This window comes from Brevibacillus sp. SYP-B805, from assembly GCF_011059135.1.
Taxonomy (GTDB): Bacteria; Bacillota; Bacilli; order Brevibacillales; family Brevibacillaceae; genus Brevibacillus_F.
The window spans coordinates 337,897-363,635 of sequence record NZ_JAALGD010000002.1 but is presented as its reverse complement, the minus strand read 5'-3'; the positions used below and the strand labels follow the sequence as shown (position 1 = coordinate 363,635).

Annotated in this window: 21 protein-coding genes, 1 pseudogene and 1 riboswitch; of the genes and pseudogenes, 14 read left to right on the top strand and 8 right to left on the bottom strand. The window is 58.9% G+C overall.

Going from position 1 to position 25,739, the window contains the following annotated elements; genetic code table 11:
- Positions 1-5: 5 nt before the first annotated feature.
- On the bottom strand, positions 6-161 hold the full coding sequence (locus G3578_RS04480; RefSeq protein ID WP_241254468.1) for a hypothetical protein: 156 nt from the start codon (positions 159-161) through the stop codon (positions 6-8).
- Between G3578_RS04480 and G3578_RS04475 the strand changes: the two are divergent.
- Positions 154-1,146: pseudogene (locus tag G3578_RS04475) on the top strand (MFS transporter); the annotation flags it as partial. The gene G3578_RS04480 and the pseudogene G3578_RS04475 sit on opposite strands and share 8 nt — an antisense overlap.
- 43 nt (positions 1,147-1,189) lie before the next feature.
- Here G3578_RS04475 and G3578_RS04470 read toward each other — a convergent pair.
- Genes G3578_RS04470 through G3578_RS04460 form a run of 3 tightly spaced genes read right to left on the bottom strand, consistent with a single transcriptional unit; the run spans position 1,190 to position 4,913 of the window.
- Entirely contained in the window at positions 1,190-2,002 is an 813-nt protein-coding gene (locus G3578_RS04470; protein ID WP_165209091.1) for a hypothetical protein, read from the bottom strand.
- Positions 1,995-3,629: a hypothetical protein gene (locus G3578_RS04465; protein WP_165209088.1), complete on the bottom strand. Its 1,635-nt coding sequence runs from the start codon at positions 3,627-3,629 to the stop codon at positions 1,995-1,997. The genes G3578_RS04470 and G3578_RS04465 overlap by 8 nt, the downstream gene beginning before the upstream one ends.
- Before the next feature lie 21 nt (positions 3,630-3,650).
- Positions 3,651-4,913 carry an O-antigen ligase family protein gene (locus G3578_RS04460; protein WP_165209085.1) on the bottom strand — a complete coding sequence of 421 codons (1,263 nt, stop codon included), beginning with the start codon at positions 4,911-4,913 and terminating at the stop codon, positions 3,651-3,653.
- 170 nt (positions 4,914-5,083) lie between these two features.
- Here G3578_RS04460 and murJ point away from each other — a divergent pair, with 170 nt between their 5' ends.
- On the top strand, positions 5,084-6,613 hold the full coding sequence (gene murJ, locus G3578_RS04455) for a murein biosynthesis integral membrane protein MurJ (protein WP_165209082.1): 1,530 nt from the start codon (positions 5,084-5,086) through the stop codon (positions 6,611-6,613).
- Here murJ and G3578_RS04450 read toward each other — a convergent pair whose 3' ends face one another.
- A complete protein-coding gene (locus G3578_RS04450; protein WP_165209079.1) occupies positions 6,614-7,981 on the bottom strand; it encodes a phenylacetate--CoA ligase family protein in 1,368 nt (455 codons plus the stop codon).
- A gap of 153 nt (positions 7,982-8,134) precedes the next feature.
- On the opposite strand from G3578_RS04450, the gene G3578_RS04445 reads away from it, so the two are divergent.
- Positions 8,135-9,769: a putative polysaccharide biosynthesis protein gene (locus G3578_RS04445; protein WP_346773953.1), complete on the top strand. Its 1,635-nt coding sequence runs from the start codon at positions 8,135-8,137 to the stop codon at positions 9,767-9,769.
- Positions 9,770-9,829: 60 nt separating this feature from the next.
- Here G3578_RS04445 and G3578_RS04440 read toward each other — a convergent pair whose 3' ends face one another.
- Both G3578_RS04440 and csaB read right to left on the bottom strand, forming a co-directional pair.
- The gene (locus G3578_RS04440) at positions 9,830-10,681 is read right to left on the bottom strand and encodes a class I SAM-dependent methyltransferase (protein WP_165209076.1); all 852 of its coding nucleotides are present in this window, start codon (positions 10,679-10,681) and stop codon (positions 9,830-9,832) included.
- An 18-nt stretch (positions 10,682-10,699) separates the two neighbouring features.
- Positions 10,700-11,803 (bottom strand): polysaccharide pyruvyl transferase CsaB, encoded by a 1,104-nt coding sequence (csaB, locus tag G3578_RS04435; protein WP_165209073.1) that lies wholly within the window; start codon positions 11,801-11,803, stop codon positions 10,700-10,702.
- Positions 11,804-12,087: 284 nt separating this feature from the next.
- On the opposite strand from csaB, the gene G3578_RS04430 reads away from it, so the two are divergent.
- From G3578_RS04430 to G3578_RS04395, 8 genes are all read left to right on the top strand, one after another.
- Complete coding sequence (locus G3578_RS04430; protein WP_241254444.1) at positions 12,088-13,005, top strand: 50S ribosomal protein L11 methyltransferase; 918 nt, start codon at positions 12,088-12,090, stop codon at positions 13,003-13,005.
- A gap of 87 nt (positions 13,006-13,092) precedes the next feature.
- Entirely contained in the window at positions 13,093-14,265 is a 1,173-nt protein-coding gene (locus G3578_RS04425) for an acetyl-CoA C-acyltransferase (protein WP_165209070.1), read from the top strand.
- 158 nt (positions 14,266-14,423) lie between these two features.
- Entirely contained in the window at positions 14,424-15,446 is a 1,023-nt protein-coding gene (locus tag G3578_RS04420; RefSeq protein ID WP_165209067.1) for an LCP family protein, read from the top strand.
- A 199-nt stretch (positions 15,447-15,645) separates the two neighbouring features.
- Positions 15,646-17,352, top strand: coding sequence for a long-chain-fatty-acid--CoA ligase (locus G3578_RS04415; RefSeq protein ID WP_165209064.1), 1,707 nt, complete (start codon positions 15,646-15,648; stop codon positions 17,350-17,352).
- 356 nt (positions 17,353-17,708) lie between these two features.
- Positions 17,709-18,296, top strand: a complete 588-nt coding sequence (locus G3578_RS04410) for a TetR/AcrR family transcriptional regulator (RefSeq protein WP_165209061.1) — start codon at positions 17,709-17,711, stop codon at positions 18,294-18,296.
- 140 nt (positions 18,297-18,436) lie between these two features.
- Positions 18,437-19,213, top strand: coding sequence for an enoyl-CoA hydratase (locus G3578_RS04405; protein ID WP_165209058.1), 777 nt, complete (start codon positions 18,437-18,439; stop codon positions 19,211-19,213).
- A gap of 15 nt (positions 19,214-19,228) precedes the next feature.
- A complete protein-coding gene (locus tag G3578_RS04400) occupies positions 19,229-19,996 on the top strand; it encodes an electron transfer flavoprotein subunit beta/FixA family protein (RefSeq protein WP_165209055.1) in 768 nt (255 codons plus the stop codon).
- A gap of 16 nt (positions 19,997-20,012) precedes the next feature.
- Positions 20,013-20,972: an electron transfer flavoprotein subunit alpha/FixB family protein gene (locus G3578_RS04395; protein WP_165209052.1), complete on the top strand. Its 960-nt coding sequence runs from the start codon at positions 20,013-20,015 to the stop codon at positions 20,970-20,972.
- Positions 20,973-21,161: 189 nt separating this feature from the next.
- Here G3578_RS04395 and G3578_RS04390 read toward each other — a convergent pair whose 3' ends face one another.
- On the bottom strand, positions 21,162-21,470 hold the full coding sequence (locus tag G3578_RS04390) for a hypothetical protein (RefSeq protein WP_165209049.1): 309 nt from the start codon (positions 21,468-21,470) through the stop codon (positions 21,162-21,164).
- A gap of 138 nt (positions 21,471-21,608) precedes the next feature.
- On the opposite strand from G3578_RS04390, the gene trxA reads away from it, so the two are divergent.
- From trxA to G3578_RS04375, 3 genes are all read left to right on the top strand, one after another.
- Positions 21,609-21,944, top strand: a complete 336-nt coding sequence (gene trxA, locus G3578_RS04385) for a thioredoxin (RefSeq protein WP_277603121.1) — start codon at positions 21,609-21,611, stop codon at positions 21,942-21,944.
- A 172-nt stretch (positions 21,945-22,116) separates the two neighbouring features.
- On the top strand, positions 22,117-23,889 hold the full coding sequence (gene uvrC, locus G3578_RS04380) for an excinuclease ABC subunit UvrC (RefSeq protein ID WP_165209043.1): 1,773 nt from the start codon (positions 22,117-22,119) through the stop codon (positions 23,887-23,889).
- Positions 23,890-23,971: 82 nt separating this feature from the next.
- A riboswitch (Lysine riboswitch) is annotated at positions 23,972-24,159 on the top strand.
- A gap of 316 nt (positions 24,160-24,475) precedes the next feature.
- On the top strand, positions 24,476-25,720 hold the full coding sequence (locus G3578_RS04375) for an aspartate kinase (protein ID WP_165209040.1): 1,245 nt from the start codon (positions 24,476-24,478) through the stop codon (positions 25,718-25,720).
- Positions 25,721-25,739: the final 19 nt, after the last annotated feature.

Sequence of the window (25,739 nt, the reverse complement as noted above, 5' to 3'; positions counted from 1 at the left end):
CGCTGCTATCGCGCCGGGCCGTTTTCATTACTGCCGAGCGGTTCGTTTTCCAGGAGCGCGAGAACCCACCGGCACCAGGCAATCTCCTCTTTTTCCAGCCGCAGCTTTCGGTGAAACAGAATGTAGCGGCCGAACTGCCTGGAGCCGATGGATGTGACCATGGCCGTCATGATGCTTCCCGCCGGGCTTTTGGCGGGCCGCTTGGGCGACAAACGATCGATGGTGGTCGGGCTGGGGCTTGTAGCGGTCTTTGCGCTGCTGTGCGGTTTTTCGGATACCATCTCCCAGCTGTCCATCTTTCGGGCCGGTTGGGGATTGGGGAACTCGCTGTTTTTTGCGACGGCCATGACCCTGCTGATTGCGCTGTCCGATCAGGTCAGCACGGCGGTAGGCCTGTATGAAGCGGCGATCGGACTGGGGATGGCCGGCGGGCCGCTGCTGGGCGGAGTCCTCGGCGGGTTCACGTGGCGCTATCCCTTCTATGCGACGGGCTTGCTGATTTTCACGGCCTTTTTCCTGGTGATGTTTTTCGTCAAGGAACCTGTGAACAAGCAGGCGCGGAAGGCTGCCGGCCTAAAGGAAATGGGCCATTTGTTCGCCCATCGGCCGTTTTTGCAGGGGGCCCTCGCGGGGATGCTGTATTACTACGGCTTCTTTACGGTGTTGGCCTATTCGCCGCTGGTGCTGAAGATGTCTGCCATCCATCTCGGCTTTATTTTTTTCGGGTGGGGCCTCTGCCTCGCCTATGGTTCCGCTGTCCTCTCCCACAAGCTGGAACATCAATGGGCGCCGGACAAACTGCTCCGTTTCGGATTGCTTGCCTTTGCCCTGCTGCTTTTCCTGCTGTTCACCGTTCAGGCGTTGTGGCTGCAGGTTGCGCTGATTATCCTGTCCGGACTGGTTTCGGGCTTGAACAACGCGCTGTTTACCAGCCATGTGATGGAGGTATCCCCTTACCCGCGAGGCATCACCTCAGGTGTCTATAATTTCGTCCGCTGGATGGGGGCGGCGATCGCTCCCATTTTGTCCGGGATCATCGGGAGCGCCGTTTTTCCCAAGGCGCCGTTCGGTGTCGCAGGGGTCATCGCCATTGCGGGGTTTTTCCTTCTGATGCTTCCTGCAGCCCGGGTGCGGTCAACGAGCTGAATAAAGAAAAAAGGAGGGCGCGCGCACCGGCGGCCCTCCTTTTTTAGTACAGCAAATATTTTTCCACTTCTGCCGGATCTTTGATCTGGATGCCCGGATCGTTGTACTTGTAAAAGCTGAACAGCACCTGCTGATCCATGTAACCGCCTCCCGGGAACGGCAGGATGATCCATGTTTCGTACTGGTGGATCAATTGATCCTCCTTGCCGATCCAGAGCGTTATCTTGACGGTGCCGTTGTCCAGGATCTGCTGCATGTCGGGACGGCCGGCGAGCTGATCGCGCAGCGGCCCGAACAGGGGGCTTTTGCTGGCAGCCACCCATTCGGTCGCGGTCATCTTCACCTGGTACGCCGCGCAATCCACCCCGTAAATCTCGTCGCTCTCCTTGGCCAGCACAGCCCGATCCATCAGCGGAATCAGATCCTCAAAGCCGTGCAGCACATCGAACGGCAGGGGATCTTCCTTGGCAGTCATCCAGGCGTCCTTTACGCGGACGTAGCGTTTGTCCCCGATGCGGTAATACTGATACGGCTGTCTGGCGATGCGGGCGTCCACATTATAGCCGTCCGGCTTGATCACCGCGCCTTCGAACATGATGGTGGTCGTCCGGGAAAGGACGGTGTTTTTCACGTGTCCCTTGTACCAGAATTTTTGGGCGTCAGGGTCCGTTTCCCCTTTTTCGATGGCGGCCTTCAGCAGCTGGCCCGCTTCGGCAGCCGGCTTCAGCTCGGTCGCGGCCGAATCCGCCGCCTCCAGGACAAAACGTTTCTCACCGGACTCGTACGTGCAGCCGCTCAACAGCAGCACGGCAGCCAACGCCAGCGCTCCCGCTCCTCGTTTGCCAACGTTACGCATGGCGGAACCTCCTTGCGATCCCGTAACCCAGCAATCCCGCAAAGAGCAGGATCACCATCGGCAGCACGGGAAGATCATGTTGCTTCAATACCAGCAGGCGGTGCGTATCGTAGGAAGTGGCGATGATTTCGTTCTCCTTGTCGCCATCCACATCCCCCACCTGGATGTTGAGGAGCGGCAGGTAAACGCGCCACAGCTGCTCCAGGCCGTCCGGGGTATAGCGGAAGCCGCTCACGTACCGGAGCGGGTTGCTGCTGACCCAGCTTTTGGCTTTGGCGATGATCTCCGGTTCGGTGTCATGACCGACCATCGCGAAGTTGGAGAAGCGGAAGCTTTCATCCCCTTCGGCGCTTGCCCAGAGAATCTGCCAGCCGCCATCCGCTTTGGGCTCCAGAATGTAGGAGGGCGTCCCCGCCACCAACAACTCGTCCGTATTGTCATGATCGATATCGGCCGGGATGAACTCCGAGTTGGCCAGCGACACCTGTTTGGTGGTCAAGGTGTAGGCCTCCGCGAGAGAGCCATCCGGCTGGACCGCATAGACGCTGAGTTGTTCCCCCTGGGCAAGCAGCCCTTCCCGCCCATCCGGCAGGCGCATCGTCCCGAGCAGCTTCGTCGCCGTGGTGGGTGCGGAGAACGGCTTGCCGTCGTACGTCCCGCTGATCTGTCCGGAGGTGATCAGCAGGTCGCGGAAGTTCGATTGCGGACCGAAGCCCGTCCGCTCGTCCATCCGGCCCTGCTTGGCGGCCAGGAGGCGGTCGATATTCTGCAGATCCAGCTGGAGCGCGCGATACGGCGCCGTTCCCACCTGCAGCATGCCTTCCGCGTAGGATTGGCGCTGCACATTGGGCACGAGCCTGCCATCCATGGCGGTGTAGTACGGGAAGCCGGGAAAGTCGGCCGGCATCTGTTCCTGCAGTTTGGCCATAGTGTCGGCGGAAATCCGGTCGTTGGGCACGCGGACCATGTGGCCGTCCTTCCAGGTAAACACATACAGGTAAACCGGCTCCTCCTTCAGCGGCAGCAGCTTGTCTGCCAGCGCCTTGCGTTCCGCCTCCGTCTCCGGTTTCTTGCTTTCCTCTTCCTCCGGCAGTTCATCTTTATTGCCGTAGGTGACGATCTCCTGCTTGCCGTCGCCGTCCACGTCATACAGGGTGATCGGGAAATAATCCACCCACTCCCCGTGATAGAGGCGCTCCGACTCCCATTTGACGTAGAAGTGGTTCAGCACCGCCAGATTGTCCCGGTTAAACGTGAAGTTGGCAAGGACGGCGACCAGGACGAGGGCGAGGACGGCGTTCCCCGCCAGCTTGCCGTACCATGCTGCCAGCGCGGCCACGACCAGGATGGCGACAGCCGCCCCGAACAGCATGGCGAGAAGCGAGTCCGTCTCCAGCCGTGTCAGCGCACGGTCCAGGAGCAGAAAGCCCAGGGTGAAGGTGACGACCTGGCGGCGCTCCGCAGGACGGGGAATGAAATAGGCCAGGGCGAGGACGGGGATGAACACGGCGAGCGCGATCCAGGAGCCGTCCAGAAACGCCGGCTTCACCAGCAAGTGATAGATCAGGAACAGGGCGATGGCGTACAGCGCCCAGCAGAGCGTTTGCAGTTTGAATATCTGTCGCATGGCATTCACCTTCCGGATAGTTTACCGCGATTGCTTCGCATGCGATTGATCAGCCAACAGACCGGTCAAGAAGCCGCCAAACAACCAAAAGTACAGAGCCATAAAGGGCACTTCGAAGATGTTCTCCACCATGTTGTGCAGGATGACGGCAAACAGGCCGCAAAACAGCCCGAGCACGAGAAAAAAATGGGGAGTGCCCGTCATCTGCCGCACCAGCCGGTAGCCGTAGCGGAGGGTGATCACCATCAGGGCGATCAGCAGGCCCACGCCGATCAGGCCGAGTTCGGCGATGCTTTTGAACAGGTAGCTGTCCGTATAAATCGTGCCAAAGTGGCGGGCGGCCACCGCGCCGCCGTGATGGCCGGGGCCTGCCCCGAACAGCGGCTCCAGCCGCAGCTGGTCATAGGCATCGAACCAGCGGGCCAGTCGGCCGTCGCTCAAGCTTTTTTCCAGATACTCTCTGGTAAACAGCGTGGCGATCCGGTCTTTGATGGTGCCGATCACGGGCAGATGGGGCGCGAAGTAGAGCGCGACCGCGCCGATCAGGCCGGCGATCAGGAAGCAGGCGGCCACCCGTCGGTTCCACATCAGGCAGCCGATGAACAGCACCAAGGCCAGGGCGAACCAGGCGCCGCGCGAGCCGGTAAACACCAGCGCCGCCAGCGAGGTCAGCGCGACGACCGCCCAGATGAGGCGGTCTTTTTTCGTGGTGCTGTGCAAAAAGAGTCCGATCGACACGGGACTGATCAAAGCCATGTAGCTTCCGAGCACGTTGGGGCTGGTCACGATGGAATAGGCCCGCGTGCGCGTCGCCTCCCCTGCATTGACCCAGGCGAGCGAGGTCTGAACGCCGAGCGCCACCTGTGCGATCCCGATCAAGCCGACGACAAAGCCGACGATGGCCAGCAGCTTGACATACTTCTCCAGCTGTCCGGCGGATTGAATCAGATAGAAGCCAACAAAAAAGGCGAGCATGTATTGATAGATCGCCCGAAAGCCTTCCACGCCGGCATCCGCATGGGCCATATCGGTCACGATCAGGGCCAGGCCCAGCACCAGAAAAGCAAGAAAGGGCTGCTTGATCCCCGGCATTTTGCGGGTTCCTTTCAGATAGGCCCCGAACGTAAACAGCATGAGCACCAAGAGCAGCCCATCGTCCCAGAACGAGGAGACAATGGGAATCGGCAGAATCTTTCGCATCACGTAGTCTATGATTGGATAACCGAGCAGCAGATAGAGCCAGGTGTCCGACCGGGTTATCCATGTCCGCAGCGTTTGTCCCATGTAGGTACGTCCTCCCGTGAGTAAGTTCAACCTATTTATTATAATGAATCTCTTCCGGTCGCCGCAAGGAAAGGCGGAGCGTGCGAGAAAGGATTGGTAGAATGGCGGGAAATCGGCTATGATTACAAAGAGTTGCAACACCAGATTTTCGTCACATGGGAGAACATCGCATGAGTCTAGTAAAAACCGCATCGTTGATCGTCGTGCTGACCCTGATGGGCAGATTGCTCGGTTTCTTCCGCAACGTGTATATCTCCAACCTGTATGGAACGGGAATGGAGGCGGACGCATTCGGGATCGCCTCCACGATCCCGCTTACCCTTTTTCTTGTCGTTCCCGGTGCCATCAACGCTGTCCTGATCCCGACCATGCGGGGGATCCTGGAAAAGGCAGACCGGCAGCGGGCGGAGCTGCTCTATCAGAAAGTGCTGGCCGTGGTGTTCGTCGGGTTTGCGGCGCTGGCTGCGCTGGGGATCGCGTTTGCCAGGGAGACGGCGTTCCTGTTCGGACTGGAAGGGGAGAAAGCCGCGCTGACGGCCGAGCTCTTGCAGTGGATGTGGCCATCCGCCATTTTTATCGGTTTGGCCGGCCTTTGGTCAAGCGTGTGCAACGCCCATCAGCATTTTTTCACGCCGACGCTGGGCACGGTAGCCAACGGCGCCCTTGTCCTGGTTGCGATCTATCTGCTGGCGCCGGTTTACGGCGTGGACGGGTTGGCGATGGCCACCACCCTGGGATACGCGGCCGCCGCAGTGACGATGCTGCCGACCCTGCGGCGGTTCGGCTACGCCCATCGCCTGTCGTTCCGCTGGCAGAAGGATGAGGCGCTGGCGAGCATGGGAGAACGGTTGGTGCCGATCCTGATCGGCGCGGTGATTGCGCAGGCCACCACCTTCCTGGAGCGGGGCTTCGCCAGCGCGTTGGGCGACGGGAAAATCTCGGCCCTGATGTTTGCCAATACCATCGCACAGCTGCCGATGGCCGTCTTTGTGGGGGCCTTTACACTGCCGCTCTTTCCGCTGATGGCAAGCTACGTGAAGCGCGGCGAGATGGCGCAGATGAAAACCGTCCTGCAGAAAGGGCTGGCCTACCTGCTGATCCTGCTCGTGCCGGTGACGGTCGGGTTGATCCTGTACGGAAAACCGCTGATCGAACTGGTGTACAAGCGGGGTGCGTTCGGGGAGACAGCCGTGGCATGGACAACCGGGGGATTGGTGTATTACAGTCTGGGACTCTACGCCTTGGCCGGCCGGGATCTGCTGACGCGGGCCTTCTATGCCCTGGAAGATACCCGTACGCCGGTAACCATCGGGGCGGTCGGCATCGGGATTTATATGCTGGCAGCCTGGAGCATGATCCCGTATCTGGATCACGGGGCGCTGGCGCTCAGCTCTTCGGTTTCCGCATTCTGCCAGATGCTGCTGCTGTTCGTCTCCCTTTGGCGGCGGATCGGCCGCCCGATTGCGGCCACCTTTGCGGCAACGGCAGGGAAGGTGGCGGCAGCGTCCGCCGTGATGGGGACCGCCATCGTGGTTGCGGAACCGTGGCTCTCCCGCCTGCCGCTCTGGCTGCATCTGGCGGGCGGCATCAGCGCGGCGGCCCTGCTGTACGGCATCGTCCTCTACCTGTGCAAAGAGGCGTTGGTGACGGAAATGCTGGAAAAAGCATGGCGCAAGCGCGCAGGCAGGGGAGCCGGATGATCAGGGGGAAGGCAGGGAGAATTGGCGGATCGCATAGCGGAATTTGCCCGAAGCGCTGGGGGGAATCTCGTCCACATGCTGCACGTCCAGCCGGATCGCGTCGCCGAGCGCCTGACGGATGCCGGTGATCAATTGTTCTTCTTCGGCGGGGGAATACTTCTCCGGGTATTTCACCAGTTTCAGGGTGAGGCGGTCCGGTTCGTGCTGGATGATCTGGAAGGTGCGAAAGCCTTCCATGCCCCGCACGAGATGGTTGAAATAATGTCCATGGACGTAATGGCCGCGCAGCGACAGGAACATATCGTCCTCCCTGCCGTCGATATGCGCCAGGACGGGATACTGGATGCCGCAGGGGCAGGGTTCGGTGGACAGCTGCACCACATCCCCCAGTTCGTAGCGCAGGCGGGGCATGGCGTAATTGTGCAGATCGGTAACCAGCAAAAGGCCCGATTCTCCGGGAGGAACCGGCTGCCTGCTGACCGGGTCCACCACCTCCAGATAGCAGTTCTCGGAAAAGATGTGCATGCGTCCCTCCCGACACTGATAGGCGATCATACCGCCGTCGCGGGCCCCGTATTCGTTTACCACCGGCGCATCCAGTGCGCGCGCGATGGTCTCGCGTTGATAGGGATGAAGGATTTCCGCCGTAGACACCACCGCTTTGAGCGGAATGCCCAGCGTCAGCCCGCGTCGCAGCATCATCTCGGCAAACAGGTGGAGGGCTGATGCGTAGCCGTACAGATAATGCGGCTGGAAGGAACGGATCCGTTTGAGGATTTGAGGCAGCTCCGCTTCGGACAAGTCATAGGCGGAGAGCAGCAGCCGGTTTTTCAGCAAGCGCTCTTTTACGCGAAACGTGAACGCCTGCCGCTGATTCAGCTCCAGGGGGGAGCCCCAGATCATCACGCAGGGATCGCCGATGCCGATCCCGTACCAGGACAGCCCCAGCCAGCGGGCGGCTTCGTAATGTTCCACCGTGGGCCGGTCGAGATAGAAGCGCGTCGGTTCCCCGGTTGAACCGCCCGTGCGGTTGGGGATCAGGGAAGACGGATGTATGTCCTGGGCGAGATAAGCCTCCGGATTTTCGTTAAACCGCCGCTTGCTCAAGCTCGGGATGCGCCGCAGCAGGGCGGACGCCATCTCCTCCTCGGAAGCAAGCTCTTCCCGGTACGCTCGGTAGGCCGGAACGCGGTCGGCGGCGTGGCGGAGCAGCTGTTTCAGCTTTTGCTCCTGGCTGGCCTGCAGCTGCGAAACCGGCAGCGATTGCGCCTGTTCGAGCTCCCGCAGGTATGTCCGAATGCGATTGCCTTTCCATTGTTCCATCAGCGGCCAATGGACATGTCTGATCAGAAAGCGTGTAAGCGGCATGGTTGACCCCTTTCTGGATAGGTGGGTTTTTTCAAACGATCAAGTAATTCCGTGGGGTTATTTCACCCATTATTCCAGCAACAAGGGCTTGATATACCTGCGCAACTGGTCTACTGTTATGAGGAAGGATCTTGAAGAAGGGATACGGACATTGTGAACAAAGGTCGTTTTCTTGGCGGTGCCATGATTCTGGCTGTAGCCGGTCTGCTTTCCAAGGCGATCGGGATGTTTTACTTGATCCCCTTGCAGGTGATCGTCGGCAACAGCGGATTTGGTTTGTTTCAACAGGTTTTTCCGTTATACATGACGTTTCTGATTCTGGCGACGGCGGGTGTGCCGGTGGCGCTGTCCCGCATCATCGCGGAGACATTGGCGGAGGGAAATCAGGGGCTGATCAGGCAGACGCTGGCACGCAGCATGGTGATGATGGGGAGCATCGGCCTGGTTCTGTTCGCCATATTGTATGCGGGATCGCCTCTTTTGGCCGATCTGATGGGCAATCCGAAACTGGTGGACCCGATCCGGGCCGTTTCGCTGTCCCTGCTGTTTGTGCCGCTGATCGCGGTGCTCCGGGGCTATTTTTACGGCTATCAAAAAATGCTGCACGTCGGCTTGTCCCAGATTTTCGAGCAGTCGCTGCGGGCGGCGTTCATTCTGATGGCGTCGCTTTATCTCGTTTCCCTCGGCGAAGATACCGGTACGGTGATTACCGGGACCAATTACGGCACGGCGTTGAGCACGTTGATCAGCGTGCTGTTTCTGGCGGTTCTGTTATGGCTGCATCGGCGCCGGGAGCCGGACGGGAACCCGGACGAATGGCGGCGCCTGCGGTGGTGGTTTGACCGCGATTTCTACCTGATGATGTGGCGGATTGCCTGGCCCATCTGCATCAGCGCCCTGGTCATTCCGATCTTCAGCCTGGTCGATTCGTTCCTGGCCATCAACATTTTCCGATACGTCTGGCACGTGGACGGGGTAACGGCCGATACGTGGTTCGGGATATACAGCCGCGGCGGCTCCCTAATCCAGCTGGCCAGCCTGTTCGGCGCGTCCATCGCACTGTCCATCGTGCCGGCGATTGCGGAAGCGAAACGCTCCCGTGACGACAAACGGGTCAGCATGCTGACCCGCCTCTCCTATCGGTTTGCCTGGCTGATCGGGCTGCCGGCCGGTCTTGGCCTGACCGCAGTGGCGGAAGGGGCCAATCTCGCGCTGTACGGCGACGCCGACGGCACGCGGGCCCTTGCCATCCTGGGGATCAGCTCCATTCCCCTCTCCCTGCTCTCGGCGACGAACGGCATATTGCAAGGGTTGGGCAGAGAGAAAGTTCCCGCCAAGCATCTGGCCTGGGGGGTGCTCGTCAAAGCGGGGACAACGCTCCTCTTCGCATCGCTTTTCGGCATCGACGGTCTGTCCATTTCCTGGATCTGCGCGACCGCCGTGGTGTGCTGGTTGAACGTGAGGGCCATTTCCCGGCTGGTGCGGGTGGATGTCAACTGGCGTTTTGACCTTACCTATCCGCTGATCGTGGCAAACGTCATGCTGCTGCTGGCGTGGGGCGCCACGGAAACGATCCATTACCTGTGTCACGGCCATCTGGGCGCGCGCCTGCTGGGAGCGGCAGAGACGATCGCCGGGATTGGCGTGGGCCTGCTGGTCTATTTCTCCTCGGCGCTCGTCATTCCGCTGATCGACGACAAGGAACTGGAGTGGGTGCCGGGTGGCGGCCGCCTGCAGACGCTGATGGCAGCGGTGCGGAAGAGAAGCATCGGACTCAAACGCGAATAACGGACTGCCATAAAGAACCCCCCCTTTTTCCCGCTGCGGAAAAGAGGGGGGTGTTCGCGTTCAGCGATCTTTTTGATAGACACAGACGACCATTTTGACCAAATACTCGCGCAGTCCGGGCAGCTTCGCCAGGGCGGCGACCTGAGGGCGCAACGGCACTTCCTTCTGGTAGACGGCCGGATACGGCACGCCGCGCTGAATCCGGCGGAATCGGGCGATCGTCATCCGGTTGATGTAGGAGAAATACTCCCGGCCGTCCGCCTTTCTGCCGATCCGGAAGGCGATGCGCTCCTGCCCGTCCGGCAGGGGAGCGACCAGCTGCTTGTATGCTTCGATCAGGGTTTGTTCCGAGAAGAGGGAATGGACCCAGGGAATGCCGATAACGTCGGAGAGATGGGCCCCGTACGGGTGATAATAGGGGGGGAAGTTGATGTACAGATGTCCGCCCGGCTTCAGCACGCGGAAGCATTCGGCAAGCGTTTGCTCCGGCTGCTCCACATGCTCCATCGCATCGTTCATGACGATCGTGTCAAACGTCTCGTCGGCGAAGGGCATCCGGGCGGCATCGGCGGTCATGAAAGAGGCGATATCTTCCAGCCCTTTCCGGCGGGCGAACGCGTTTCCCTCTTCCGCGTAACGGGGAACCACGTCGATCCCGATGATCTTTTTGGGGCGAAACGTGGCGTAATAACACGTCTTGCCCCCGCCGCCGCAGCCGATGTCAAGCACCGTTTTGTCCGTAAACATCTGTTCCTGCGTATGGAAGGGTAAAAAGAACTGAATGGTCTGCTCCCCTTTGACGAACTGCCACTCGGTATAGCTCATTTTTCCGTCGTTTGCCAGATTGAACGGATGGACGGGGAGGGGGAAAAGCTTATTGAGTTGGCACAACAATCGGGCAGCGATCGTCATGCTTTATTCCTCCTTTCCCTACCTTTGGTTGGCTCGGAGTGCCTGCAGGACAAGCTCGCTGCTTTTGCCTGCTTCCCGGGCGAGCGCCTGGGAAGTGCGGGAAACGATGGCGCGCTCCCGCTCCAGATCGCGTGTCCGCTCGGTCAGCAGCGCCAGCAGCGCCTCGCTGTCCAGATCCACAATATGACCGGCGCAGGGCATCCCGGCGCGTTCCACAAAGCGATCGATCTTGGGATCGTAGGAGATGCCGGTAAACGGAACCTGCAGCATGCACGCCAGGATCAGCGAATGCAGCCGCATGCCCACGACATACTGGCAGTTTTTCAGTATGCTCATGATTTCGTGAAACGTGACTTCCTGCTCGATAATGCGGGCGCCCGGCCTTCCCATCATCCCGATGATCTCCTTGGAGGGAGCGATATCGCTTGGGTAATGCATGGGCAGAAAGAGAACGTTCCAGCCCTGTTCGGCAAAATAGTCGGCAGCGCGGGCGATGGCTTGTTTGAAACGCTCTTCCTGTTTCCAATTACGGACGGAAAAGGCGATGAGCGGTTTGCTCATATCGGAAAACAGGGAAGCCAGCATTCGGCGACCCGGTTCAGCATCGATCTCATCGGGATGGATCGTCAGGGCGGGATCCGCCGTGACATAGAGCGGCGCGGTGACTCCGCATGCTTTGAAATCTTCCCCCGATTCAAAATCCCGCACGGTGATCACGTCCACGAGGTTGACCACCCGCTTGATCATCCACCGGCTGAAGGGCTTCAGCACGGGACCGAAACCCTGGGCATAAAACACGACCGGCTTGCCCAGCATTTTGGCCATCGTCACAATCCCCAGATAGTAAAGCACACTCCTAGGACTGGTCACATCCTGCATCAGGGTGCCTCCCCCCATCACCAGGAGATCGCAGCGGGAGAGTTCACGGAAAATCACAGACAGGCGCCAACGGTTGTGGGCCGCTATTCCGAACAATGCAGCTGTACGCTCGGGCTGGTTGGACAGGACGGACAGCGAGATATGCGGTTGTTCCCGTCGAAGCGAGGAGATGATTCCGTACAGAACAACATCGTCTCCGGCATTGTTGAAACCGTAATAACCGGAGATGAGAATTCGCGGCATGTGAGAACCTTCTTTCTATGTAAATGACACTTTTTCCAGTATAATCGAGGAATCGCAGGGAAGTAAAGCGACCTAGAAAAGATAGGAAACCCCGGCAGCGACCAGCGCCGCGCCAAGCAGCATCAGGCCGATCATGACGACCAGCAGCGCCCTGTTCTTGCGGCGGCGGTAAAAGAATTCATCAAACATGGCACGTTCCTCCCCATGGGGATTGTCACATCCCCTCTATCATACCATGCAGCCGGACGAGAGACTACCTGAGTGATGGAAAGGAGAGAAGCCCATTGAGCACCGGTTACTGGTTGAAGTATACCCTGCATGTCGCCCATGAGCTGGAAGAAGCCTTTGTCGCCATGGTGCTGGACAGTCCCTATACCTTGGGCTGGACGGAACCGTACATCGATGTCCTTGTGACGGAGAACGGATACGATTACCGCGAAATAGAGGAAAGGCCCGTCGTCGCCTACCTGTTTGAACCGCTGACGGAGACCCCGCCGGTGCACGAAGCCCGCCTGCGCTCGTTTCTCGCCGGGTGGGGCGAAGGCGTACGGTTGATCGCGGCGGAGACGGTGGCGGAGGAAAACGAATCCTGGAAAGAAGCGTACACCCCGATTCAGGTGGGAGGCTGGACGATTGCCCCATCCTGGACACCGTCGGAGCAGCTTGCCGACAAACAGCACGTGCTGTGGATCGATCCGGGGGCCGCCTTCGGCACGGGCTATCACGGCACGACGCAGGACATCCTGCTCCTGCTGCAGGAGATGGATGTGACGGGCAAGCGGGTGCTGGACATCGGAGCAGGCTCCGGCATCCTCTCGATTTTCTGCGCCCTGCAGGGGGCGGCGACGCCGGTCCATGCCATCGACATCAATCCGCAATCACGCAGTGAGATCGGGCAAAATCTTGCCCACAATCGCCTGCCGGACACGGCGGTCGCGGTCATCATCGGCGATCCCCTGGTGGACGGCGACCTGCTGCCCGGCCAGGCCGATCTGATCCTGATCAATATCGGCGGAGGCGAAGCGATCGCCATGCTGCCCCTTGTGGAACGCACGCTGGCCCCCGGAGGATGTGTGATCCTGTCCGGCATCGTGGAGTGGATACGGCCCAAGGTGGAAAAAGCTTACGGACGCGCCGGATTCACGGTGGCTGCAGAAAAGCAGAGCGGCGAGTGGGTGACGCTGCAGATGCGGCAGAAATAGGGAGTGAGCCGGGGGCTTTCTTCCTGTTTCCACCAAGGCCTCTTTGTGCGATGATAGAGAAGAAGCAAGGGAGAGGAGGAAGAGCAGGTGGAACCGATTGTCATTGTGGCAGCCGGCCGGACGCCGATCGGTTCGTTCGGCGGTGTGCTGAAAGATGTAAGCGCTCGCAAACTGGCGGAAGTGACGATCCGGGGCGTGATCGACAAGGCGGGCATCGATCCCGGATTGATTGACGAGGTGATCCTTGGCAACTGCATTCAGCGTTCCGATGAGGCCAACATCGCGCGCGTGGCCGCGATCGATGCGGGGCTGGGGAAAGAGGTGACCGGCTTTACCGTGCAGCGCCAGTGTTCATCCGGGATGCAGGCCATCGTCAGCGGCTTTGCCCAAATCGCCCTCGGCGACCGGGACGTGGTGCTTGCGGGCGGGGTGGAAAGCATGAGCAGCGCCCCCTATGTGCTGAAAAACGCACGCTGGGGCAAACGGATCATGCACGGCGAAATGACGGATGCCATGTGGGAACTGCTCACCGACCCGCATCACCGGATTCTGATGGGGGAGACAGCGGAGCGGCTTGCGGACCGCTATGGCATTACCCGCGAGGAGCAGGATGAGGTGGCGTACCGTTCGCATAGGAATGCGATTCGGGCCATCGACAGCGGGACGTTCAAGGAAGAGATCATTCCCGTCCCGATCCGGAAGCGGAACGAGACCGTCTTTGTGGAGACCGACGAACATCCCCGCCGCGACGTGACGCTGGAAAGCCTGGCAGCGCTGAAACCGGCGTTCCGTGACAATGGGACGGTGACGGCCGGCAACGCTTCGGGCATCAATGACGGGGCATCTGCCGTCATCCTGATGAAGGAAAGCCGCGCCCATGCGCTGGGGCTTACCCCGCTCGCCCGCATCGTCTCGTATGCTTGGGCCGGAGTGGAACCCGACCTGATGGGCTACGGCCCGGTGCCGGCCACGAAAAAGGCGCTGGAAAAAGCGGGGCTGTCGCTTGCCGACATCGGCCTGATCGAAGTGAACGAAGCGTTCGCCGCCCAGTATCTGGCGGTGGAGAAGCTGCTGGAGCTCCCCCGCGAGATCACCAATGTAAACGGCAGCGGCATTTCCCTTGGGCATCCGGTCGGCTCGACAGGCTGCCGCATCGTCGTATCCCTGATTCATGAAATGAAGCGGCGCGGCGTTTCCCGCGGGCTGGCCACGCTCTGCGTCGGCGGCGGCATGGGCATGGCGATGGTGGTAGAGCGTTAGGAACCCGCTGCGGCACGTATAAGCTTCCCTCAAACAGGCCACACTGGTAACAGTCCCCATCTGTGCTTCAACAAGATGGGGACTTTTTCGATACGGGGCCGGCTGCGTGCAAACGCGGCGGTCGGCCAGCGCTTTTTTTACCGGAGGAGGTACGGTTGATGGGGGAAACATTCTTGTCGCGCCATGGCAGGCGCATCGTGCTGTGCGCTGTGCTTTTCCTGCTCGTGGGAACAGCCGGTTATGTCGGCTACTCCGCCTATCACTACAAACGGATGACCCAGGAGTGGTTTCAGCCCATCGGAGAAGAGGAGCGGACACCCATCCACGCGCCAACCGTCCAGCCCCTTGGACAGACGCCCCGGCCGCTTCCCGAGCTGCTGCCCAGCCCCAAGCCGCTCAAAACGTTCACGCTGCTGTTGATCGGCTCGGACAGCAGGGACGGGGAACGGGCGAGGGCTGACACGATGCTTCTGGCGGTGGTCCGTCCCGCCGACCGGCGCGCCTACCTGATCTCCATTCCCCGCGACAGCTATATGGTGCTGCCCGGGAGAGGGTATGACAAGGTGAACCATGCTCTTGCCTATGGCGGTCCCAAACTGTTGAAGCGTTCCCTCGAACAATTTTTCCAGGTGAACATCGACCGCTACATGAAGATCGACTTCGACGGCTTCCGCAAAATCGTGGACGAACTGGGCGGCGTCCAAATACATGTAAAAAAACGGATGAAATACACCGACCCCACGGATAACACCTACATCGATCTGTATCCCGGCCTCCAGACGCTCAACGGGGAGCAGGCGCTCGATTATGTCCGCTACCGGAAAAGCGACCTGGGAAAAGAAGACAGCGATTATGAGAGGATCAAGCGGCAGCAGGAAGTGCTTCAGGCGCTGGCCGGCAAAGGGGAGACGCTGCAGGCATTCATCAAGGCGTTTACCCTGATGGAGATTCTGGGGAAACACGTCAAAACCGACTTGAGCGAGGAAGAGATCGCGTCGCTGTTGGCCACCTATTACGATCCGAAGCAGCATCATCTGGAAATGGACACGCTGAATGGAACGGATGAGCGAATCTGGCGCAACGGCATCCGCGGCTGGTACTATCTGGTTCCCAAGACGGAGCGTTTGCGGGTGCAGAAGCGGCTCATGCAGGAAATAAACGGCAAGCAAGACGGAAAATGACGGGCGCCGATGGTTTGCCGGCCGCGCCAGACGCGGAATCGACGCCCTCATCCTGGTCAGCGCGATGGGGAGAACTTCATCGGTTGACTCCCAAATTCTGTTGGAATATTTTAATTTTTCGGCTACAATAATGGCAGGAAGAGGTTATGAATGTCGATCGTACGGGAGAGGTAAGCCATGAAGGGATGGAGAGAACATGATGTCTGTTGCCAAACCTTGGATTGCCAGCTACCCGCCTGAAATTCCCGCGTCGCTGGAATACCCCCGTGTCCCGCTGACGCACTTTTTGGTTGAAGCGGCCAGCGCCTACCCCCAGCATGCCGCTCTGTATTTCATGGGGAAACGGATCTCATACGGTGAACTCTTAACCATGAGCTACCGGTTTGCCCATGCCTTGATCGCGCGCGGCGTCAAAAAAGGAGACCGCATCGCGATCATGCTGCCCAATGCCCCGCAAGCTGTCGTGGCTTTCTACGGCGCACTCTTTGCCGGAGCGACCGTCGTGATGACCAATCCGCTGTATACCGAGCGGGAACTGATTCATCAGCTGAACGACTCGGGTGCAGAGACGATCATCACCTTGGATATGCTCTACAACAGGGTAAGGAGCGTCAAGGCATCCACGCCCCTGAAGCGAATCATCATCACAAGCGTCGCTGATTTTCTTCCCTTTGTGAAAAAGCTGTTCTACCCGCTCGCCCAGCGCAAGCAGGGACAAAAACCTCCGCAGATTCCTTATGGAGACGATACGGAATCTTTTCTTTCGCTGCTGAAAGAAAGCGCTGCCAATCCGGTGGAGGTGGAGGTTGACCCTGAACGCGATCTGGCTCTCCTGCAGTATACGGGCGGTACGACCGGCGTCTCCAAGGGGGTGATGCTGTCGCATCGCAACCTCGTAGCCAATGCGTACCAGTGCCAGGCGGTGCTTTACAAAATGAAGCCCGGCAATGAGCGCATCGTGGGAGCCCTGCCGCTGTTCCACGTCTACGGCTTGACGGCCGTGATGAACGTCGGCATCAAAATGGCCGGCGAAATTATCCTGATCCCCCGCTTTGACGTCAAGCAGATTCTGACCACCATCAACAAGCTGAAGCCGACGATTTTTCCGGGAGCGCCGACGATGTACATCGCCTTGATCAACCATCCTGATTTGCCGAAATATGATCTCTCTTCCATCGAAGCTTGTGTAAGCGGTTCCGCACCGCTGCCGGTTGAAGTGCAGCAGCGTTTTGAAGCGATCACGAAAGGCAAGCTGGTGGAAGGTTACGGCTTGACGGAAGCATCTCCGGTAACCCATTCCAACCCGCTGTGGGGCCATCGCATTTCCGGCAGCATCGGGCTGCCGTGGCCGGATACGGATTGCAAGATCGTCGATCCGGTGACCGGCGAGGAGCTGCCGCAGGGGGAAATCGGGGAACTGGCAGTTAGCGGCCCGCAGGTGATGCTCGGTTACTGGAATCGCCCCGAGGAGACGGCCGCCACCCTGAAGGACGGCTGGCTCTTGACCGGAGATATGGCTTACATGGATGAGAAAGGATATTTCTATATCGTGGATCGCAAAAAAGATCTGATCATCGCAGGCGGCTACAACATTTATCCGCGCGAGGTGGAAGAAGTGCTGTTCGAGCATCCGGCCGTGCAGGAAGCAGCGGTGATCGGCGTTCCCGATCCGTACCGGGGCGAGACGGTAAAAGCGTTTATCGTGCTGAAACAAGGCCATGAGACGACGGCAGAAGAGCTGGATCAGCACTGCCGCAAGCGCCTGGCCGCGTACAAGGTGCCGCGCCAGTACGAGTTCCGCAGCGAGCTGCCGAAAACGATGGTCGGCAAGGTGTTGCGCCGCAAGCTGCAGGAAGAGGAAAAAGAGCGCATGCAGGCGGCACAGGAAACCCGCTCCTCCTCGTGACAGGCAGTGGCTGCATGAACGGTTTCGCCTCCAGGCTGACGGGGGCGAAGCCGTTTCTTATAAACCCCGCCGACGTAAGCGAACGCTCCACCCACGCGGCGCAAGATATCACTCAACCCACTCGGCGATGGCTATCGCGGCGCCGAGCGGGGGCCCTCTCTGTGCCGAGTGGGGTCTCTTGCTGCTGCCGGCGGGGGCCCCAACTTTTTCTTCGCCATTTCAACACATTTCTCCGCTGACATATCCTGCAAAACAGAGAGGGATTGACACGTTTCAGCAGGATGTATTACACTTGGTTTGTGAATGAATAGTCATTCAGTTCGAATAAGTCATCTTAAGATCAAATGGAGGTATACATGGCGAAAAAAACGGGGGAAAAGTATCAGGCCATCATCGATGCAGCAGTTGCCGTCATTGCGAAACACGGGTATCACAACGCGCAGGTTTCGCGCATCGCCAAGGAGGCGAAGGTGGCTGACGGCACGATATATCTCTATTTTGAGAACAAGGATGACATTCTCATTTCACTCTTCAACGAGAAAATGGGACAGTTCATTGAAACATGCCGCGGACGCATTGCGGAGGCGAAAACGATCGAAGAGAAATTGTACGTGCTGGTTCACGCGCATTTGAGCCAGTTGGCGAAAGATCCGAACATGGCGAAAGTGACGCAGATCGAGCTGCGTCAGTCCAATCCGGAAGTGAGCAAAGGCATCGGCGCGGTGTTGAAACAATATTTCAACCTGATCGACGATGTGATTCGCACCGGCATCGAACAAGGAACCTTTCGCCCGGAGACCGATGTGCGCATGGCCCGCATGATGATCTTCGGCACGTTGGACGAGGCAACCACGTCCTGGGTCATGAAGCAGTGCAAATACGATCTTGTTTCTCTCGTAGATCCCATTCATAACCTCTTCCTGTATGGGCTGATGCGGAGATAATCCGGAGAAAACGCTTTAATTGTCAATGCGCATCTGATACAATGAGCACGTGTACAATAATACCGAGGGAACACTTCTATTCTGAGCGGTCGCTCAGTTCTGGGAATTGCGGCGATTCGCACATCGCGGAGGGGAGAAGGATGACCTATACCCATTTACGGTTGGCTGTAGAGGATCGCGTGGCTGTTCTGACGATCAACCACCCGCCGGCAAACGCATTGAACCAAACGGCGCTGCAGGAGCTGGACAGCGTATTGACACAGCTGGAAAGCGATCCGCAGGTAAAGGCGATCGTGTTAACCGGAGAAGGGCGCTTTTTTGTCGCGGGAGCGGATATCAAGGAGTTTACCCGGTTGGACGGCGGACAAGCGAAAGCCCTGGCGGAGAAAGGGCAGCGCCTGTTTGACCGGATCGAGCGCTTTCCCAAGCCGGTCATCGCCGCGATCAACGGCGCCTGCCTGGGCGGCGGCCTGGAACTGGCGATGGCCTGCCATATCCGGCTGGCCGCACCGGAAGCCAAGCTGGGTCTGCCGGAACTGAATCTCGGCCTGATTCCGGGATACGGCGGGACGCAGCGGCTGCCGCGTCTGGTAGGCAGAGGCGTGGCAACCCGGATGATTCTGACATCGGAAATGATCGGCGGCGAAGAAGCGCACCGGATCGGCCTGGTGGAAGCCGTCTATCCGCTGGAAGAGCTGCTTGACCAGGCCAAACAGCTGGCGCAGACGATCGCCCAGAAAAGCAGCGTAGCCATACGCCTGGCGCTGGATGCCATCCACAGCGGCTTCGAGCTGGGCATGGCAGAAGGGCTTGGTCGGGAAGCGGAGCTGTTCGGCGAAGCGTTTCGTTCGGAAGATGTGAAAGAAGGCGTCAGCGCGTTTCTCGAGAAGCGCAAGCCCCAATTCCAGGATCGCTAACGAGGAGGGATCTGCATGAACATACTGGTAGTACTGAAGCAGACGTTTGACACCGAGGAGAAAATCGTCATCCAAAACGGCAGCATCAGCGAAGACGGGGTCGAATTCATTATCAACCCCTACGATGAGTATGCGGTGGAAGAAGCGATCAAGTTGAAAGAACAGCATGGGGGCGAAGTGACGGTGGTCACCATCGGACCGGACCGTGCGGAAAGCGCACTGCGCACGGCGCTGGCGATGGGCGCTGACAAGGCGATCCTTGTTGATGACGAATCGCTCTTTGGCGATGAATATACAACGGCAAAAGTATTGGCTGCCGTAGCCAGAAAAGTGGGGTACGACATCATCCTGGGCGGCCAGATGGCCGTGGACACAGGAGCCGGCCAAGGCGGACCGCGTCTTGCCGAAGAATTGGGCATCAATCATGTCTCCACCGCTGTCAAGCTGGAAGTGAACGGCAGCACCGTCCGCGTTGAGCGTGACGTGGAGGGCGACCTGGAGATTGTGGAAACAAGCCTGCCCGTGCTGGTCACCGCGCAGCAGGGCTTGAACGAGCCGCGCTATCCATCCCTGCCCGGCATCATGAAGGCGAAAAAGAAACCGATGGATCGCTGGTCTGTCGATGATCTCGGCCTGTCCGCCGCCGAAGTGGGCGCGAAAACCGAAGTTGTGGAGAACTTCCTGCCGCCCAAAAAAGAAGCGGGCCGCATCCTGACCGGCGATTTGCCGGCGCAGGTTTCCGAATTGGTGCAGCTGCTCCGCCAAGAAGCGAAAGTGATCTAAGGGAGAGGGGATCGAGATGAAAAAAGTACTGGTATTGGCAGAAATTCGCGACGGTCAACTGCGCAACGTCTCCTTCGAAGCCTTGGCTGCGGCAGCGCGCATTGCGGAAGGCGGCGAGATTGTGGCGGCGGTCTTCGGCTCCGATGAGGCGGCTCTTGCCAACAAGCTGGCCGAGTACGGCGCCGGCAAGGTGTATCTGGTAAAACATGATGCGCTCGCCACTTATACGCCTGACGGGTATACCCAGGCATTTGTCCAGGTAATCAACGAGGTTGCCCCGGATGCGATCGTAACCGGACACACGGCGATCGGCCGCGATGTGGCTCCGCGGGTGGCCGCCCGCCTGGGGTACGGCTTGATTTCCGACGTCACCGGAGTGGAAGCGGGACCGGTCTTTACGCGCCCGATCTATGCGGGGAAAGCGTTCCAGAAGCGCAGGTTCACGGACGGCAAGATTTTTGTCACCATCCGTCCGAACAACATTCCGGCAGGGGAGCCGCAGGCCGGCAAAACGGCGGAAACCGTCCCGTTTGCCGCTGACATCAAGGATCTGCGCACCATCGTCAAGGAAGTGGTGCGCAAAACGACCGGCAAGGTGGATCTGTCCGAAGCGAAGATCGTTGTGTCCGGCGGGCGCGGCGTGAAGAGCGCGGATGGCTTCAAGCCGCTGCAAGAACTGGCTGACGTCCTGGGAGCGGCCGTTGGCGCCTCCCGCGGCGCATGCGACGCCGGCTATTGCGACTACGCGCTGCAGATCGGCCAGACGGGCAAGGTGGTAACGCCTGACCTGTACATCGCATGCGGGATCTCCGGCGCGATCCAGCACTTGGCGGGCATGTCCAACTCCAAAGTGATCGTCGCGATCAACAAGGATCCGGAAGCGCCGATCTTCCAAGTGGCTGACTACGGCATTGTCGGCGATTTGTTTGAAGTGGTACCGCTGCTGACGGAAGAGTTTAAAAAAGTGCTGGCATAAGAAATCCCACCCGGTAGCAACGAAGCATCCCGTCCCCCGATCGGCAGGGCACGGGATGCTTTGTTGGTATATAGGAGAGAGTAAGAAAGATTCGGGGCCCCCGCCGACACCAGCGTTAGCTTAGGTCGGCGGGGTTATGATTCGGGGCCCCCGCCGACCCCAGCGTTAGCTTAAGTCGGCGGGGTTCTTTTACGCCATATGATAATTCCGGACACCATAGCTGTGCAGGGCCACCAGCATGTCGGCGGCATCGTCGCATTCAAGCAGGACGGCGGCTCTGCCGTCGCCGAGAGCCTGCATGCAGCTGGCGCATTGCTCGGCAGCAAATCCCTGCCGATGAAGCGCATCGCTGATGGAGGAATCCGGGTGGCCCGGCATCGCATGATGGTCGTGACCATGCAGGAAAGTGATGGATTGGATGGCTGACTCCAGCACCAACTGGCGGATCACCTGCTGCGCTTCTTGTTCGTCCCGAAACAATGCGATGATGGCTGCCATGCTCAACCTCCCCTTTCCTTTCAATAGATTGGGCGAATCGGGGGAAGAATATGTGTGCCCCAAAGTGTCGGCCAGCGTAGTCATTTCAGGGAGAGAATGGTATACTGAAATCGGTCGAACAGATTGTATCGAAGCGAGTTGAAGGAGGTAGCGATAATGGCAATCGTTAACGTAACGGATCAAACATTCAGCCAGGAAGTGGAACAAGGAGGAACCGTCCTGGTTGACTTCTGGGCCCCTTGGTGCGGCCCGTGCAAAATGATTGCTCCGGTGCTGGAGCAGATCGACGCGGAAGTGGGCTCCAAGCTGAAAATAGCGAAGGTAAACGTGGATGAAAATCCGGAAACGGCAGGCCGCTTCGGCATCATGTCGATCCCGACCCTGCTGCTCATGAAAGATGGTCAGCCGGTGGACAAAATTATCGGCTTCCAGCCGAAAGAGGCGCTGATGGCGACTCTCGGCAAGCATCTGTAATCGATCGCAGCACCTGCAAGACGGCATCGCCCATTCGGCGGTGCCGTTTCATTTTTCCATCCGAGGAGTGGGATGAAAAACGGGGAACATCTGTGCTACCATGAGAGATGGAGACCCACCCGGCCCAGGCAACGCGGGGCCGGACGGAGCCCGAAGAGAAAGGAGAGGGCCCATGAGCAAGCTGAAAGACAAGCTCGCGGTTCTGCCGGAGAAACCCGGCTGTTATCTCATGAAAAACGACAAAGGGGAAATCATCTACGTCGGCAAGGCCAAAGTGCTGAAAAATCGCGTCCGCTCCTACTTCACGGGCAGCCACGACGGCAAAACACAGCTGCTGGTGAGTGAAATTGCCGATTTTGAATATATTATCGTCTCCTCGGCCATCGAAGCGCTGATTTTGGAGTGCAACCTGATCAAACAGCACAATCCGCGCTACAATGTGATGCTCAAGGATGACAAAACCTATCCGTACATCAAGATTACCAACGAAAAACACCCGCGCCTGGAGATTACCCGCAAGGTTTTGAAAGACAAGGCCCGCTATTTTGGGCCGTACGCCAATGCGGGGGCCGCGTCCGAAGTAAAGAAGCTGCTGGATCGGCTCTATCCGCTGCGCAAGTGCAAACATCTGCCGAAGCAGGTCTGCCTGTATTACCATCTGGGGCAATGCCTGGCTCCCTGTGAATACGAGGTGGACCCCGCGGAAAACCAGCGTTTGGTGGAAGCGATCACCGATTTTCTGAACGGCGGCCATGCGGAGATGAAGGCGGAGCTGACGGAGAAGATGATGCAGGCGGCCGAGAACATGGAGTTTGAACGCGCCAAGGAGCTGCGCGACCTGATCCGCAGCATCGAAGCGGTCATGGAGAAGCAGAAGGTGACGTTTGCCGACACGGTGGATCGGGACATCATCGGCTTTGCCGTGGAGAAGGGCTGGATGTGCGTCCAGGTTTTTTACATGCGGCAAGGCAAGATGATCGAGAGGGAAACCACCTCGTTTCCCTATTACGGAAATGAAACGGAGGACTTCATGTCTTTCGTCACCCAGTTCTACTACGACAAACAGCAGGCGCTGCCCAAGGAGATCCTGCTGCCGGAGCAGAGCGAACCGGAGCTTTTGGCGCAGTGGCTGGGTATCAAAGTCCTGACGCCGAAGCGCGGCAAGAAGCGCGAGCTGGTGCAGATGGCCTGCGAAAACGCCAAGATCGCCCTGCAGGAGAAATTTGCCCTCATGTCCAAAGACGACGCCCGCACCATCCAGGCGGTCCACAATCTGGGGCACGTGCTCGGCATCGGCACCCCGCATCGGATCGAGGCGTTTGACAACTCCAACATCCAGGGCGTGGAACCGGTATCCGCCATGGTGGTCTTTACCGATGGACGACCGGACAAAAAGGAATACCGCAAATTTAAGATCCGGTCGGTGGAGGGGCCGGACGATTACGCTTCGATGCGGGAGGTGATCCGGCGCCGCTACACCCGCGTCCTGAAGGAGAACCTGCCGCTGCCGGACCTGATCGTGATCGACGGCGGGAAAGGGCAAATCGCAGCCGCGATGGATGTGTTGGAGAATGAGTTGGGCCTGTACATTCCCGTCTGCGGCCTGGCCAAGGACGACAAGCACAAGACGGCCCAGCTGCTGTTCGGCGATCCGCCGGAGCCCGTCGAATTGCGCCGCGACAGCTATGAATTCTATCTGCTGCAGCGCATCCAGGACGAGGTGCACCGCTTTGCGATCACCTTCCACCGGCAGACGCGGACCAAGACGATGCTGGCTTCCCAATTGGACGAAATTCCCGGAATCGGCGAAAAACGGCGCAACATGCTCTTCCGGCATTTTGGTTCGCTCGCCCGCATGAAGGAAGCGACGGTGGAAGATTTCCGCCAGTTGGGGATCGGCGACAAGCTGGCGCGCGACATCATCCGCCACCTGCGCTCCCTCTGATTGGCGGGAAAAACGCATTGAACTGTCCCGGCCCGCATGTTATAATTCCCTTCAAGTGAATATGTGCCTCACTTCCCAAATGGAGTGAGGTAGAGGCGCGAAAACCATCAGTATCCTCTGCGAGATTGGGAGTCGGTGACCAGAGGGGAAAGGGGAATTCGCCGAAGTGCGGTACGTCACCCAAGGCGTCCGTGCTGGGCCTGCGTTGAATAAGCGCAGGACTGTCATCCGGCCAGATACCCGCTGTCCGGATGGAGCGCTATCTCACCGAGTCGGATGAGCTTGTGACGGGCTTTGTTCGTCTGCGTCCGACGACGTGCAAGGGAGGGAGGAACCGGTATGTGCATGACACAACGACAGGTTTTCCTTGTCGTTGTTTTTGCTTTTAGGGAAATGTAAGTGTGCGGGGCTTGGTTGGGCCCCCGCCGACCCCAGCAAGCGACCCCTCGGCGAAGCGTGAGATGGCGCCGAGTGGGTGGAGCATTAGCTTACGTCGAAGGGTTTGGCTCGGGGCCCCCGCCGACAACAGTGTCAGCTTACGTCGACGGGGTTCAAGACTTGATCATCAAAAGGGAGAGAAGCCAGTATGGGGTTGATCGTACAGAAATACGGCGGTACGTCCGTCGGGACCATTGAGCGCATTCAGCGGGTTGCAGACCGGGTGATCCAATACAAACAGGCCGGGCATGACATGGTGGTCGTCGTGTCCGCGATGGGGAAATCGACAGACGTCCTGCTGGAGATGGCAAAGGAAATCGCCCCTCAGCCTTCCGAGCGTGAATTGGACATGCTGCTGTCAACCGGGGAGCAGGTGTCGATCGCCCTCTTGTGCATGGCGCTGCAGCAGAAAGGGTACGATGCCGTCTCGCTGACCGGCTGGCAGGCCGGCATTACGACGGAAGCCGTTCATGGCAAGGCGCGCATCAAAAGCATTGACAATGAGCGCATCCTGAGGGAACTGCGGGCGGGCCGCATCGTGGTCGTGGCAGGATTTCAAGGCATCAGTGACGAAAAGGAGATCACCACGCTCGGGCGCGGGGGCTCCGATACGACGGCGGTCGCGCTGGCGGCCAGCCTGAACGCGGAGAAGTGCGAAATCTTTACCGATGTGGCCGGCGTCTTTACGGCAGACCCGCGCGTAGTGCCGACCGCGCAAAAGCTGCCGCGCATCTCGTATGATGAAATGCTGGAATTGGCCAATCTCGGAGCGGGCGTGCTTCATCCGCGCTCCGTGGAAGCGGCGAAGAAATACAAGGTAAAGCTGGTTGTCCGCTCCAGCTTTACGGCGGAAGAAGGAACGTACGTTGAGGAGGGTTCTACCATGGAAACAGGAAGAGTCGTAAGCGGCGTCGCCCATGATGAAGATGTGGCCAAAATCACGGTTGTCGGTATGCCCGTCCGTGTCGGCACGCTGTCGCGCCTGTTCAACACCCTGGCAAACAATCAGGTTAACGTGGACATCATCATCCAGAGCTCCTACGATGCGGCGGAATCCAACATCTCTTTCACCGTCTCCCTGACGGATCTCCCCCGGGCTTTGAGCACGCTGGAACAACACCGGGAAGAACTGGCGTTCCGCAAAGTGGATCATGAAGTGGGGCTGTCCAAAGTCTCCATCGTGGGCGCCGGCATGATCAACAATCCGGGGGTGGCGGCCGAGATGTTCCGCCAGCTTGCCGAACAGGAGATTTCCATCAAGATGGTCTCCACTTCGGATATCAAGGTGTCGTGCGTCATTCCGGCTGAACATACCGCCCTTGCCGTGCGCACGCTGCATACGGCCTTTGGGCTGGATGATGTGGAAGAAAAAGCGGTGGTGCACGGCTTGTAACGGTTACACTTATTGACAG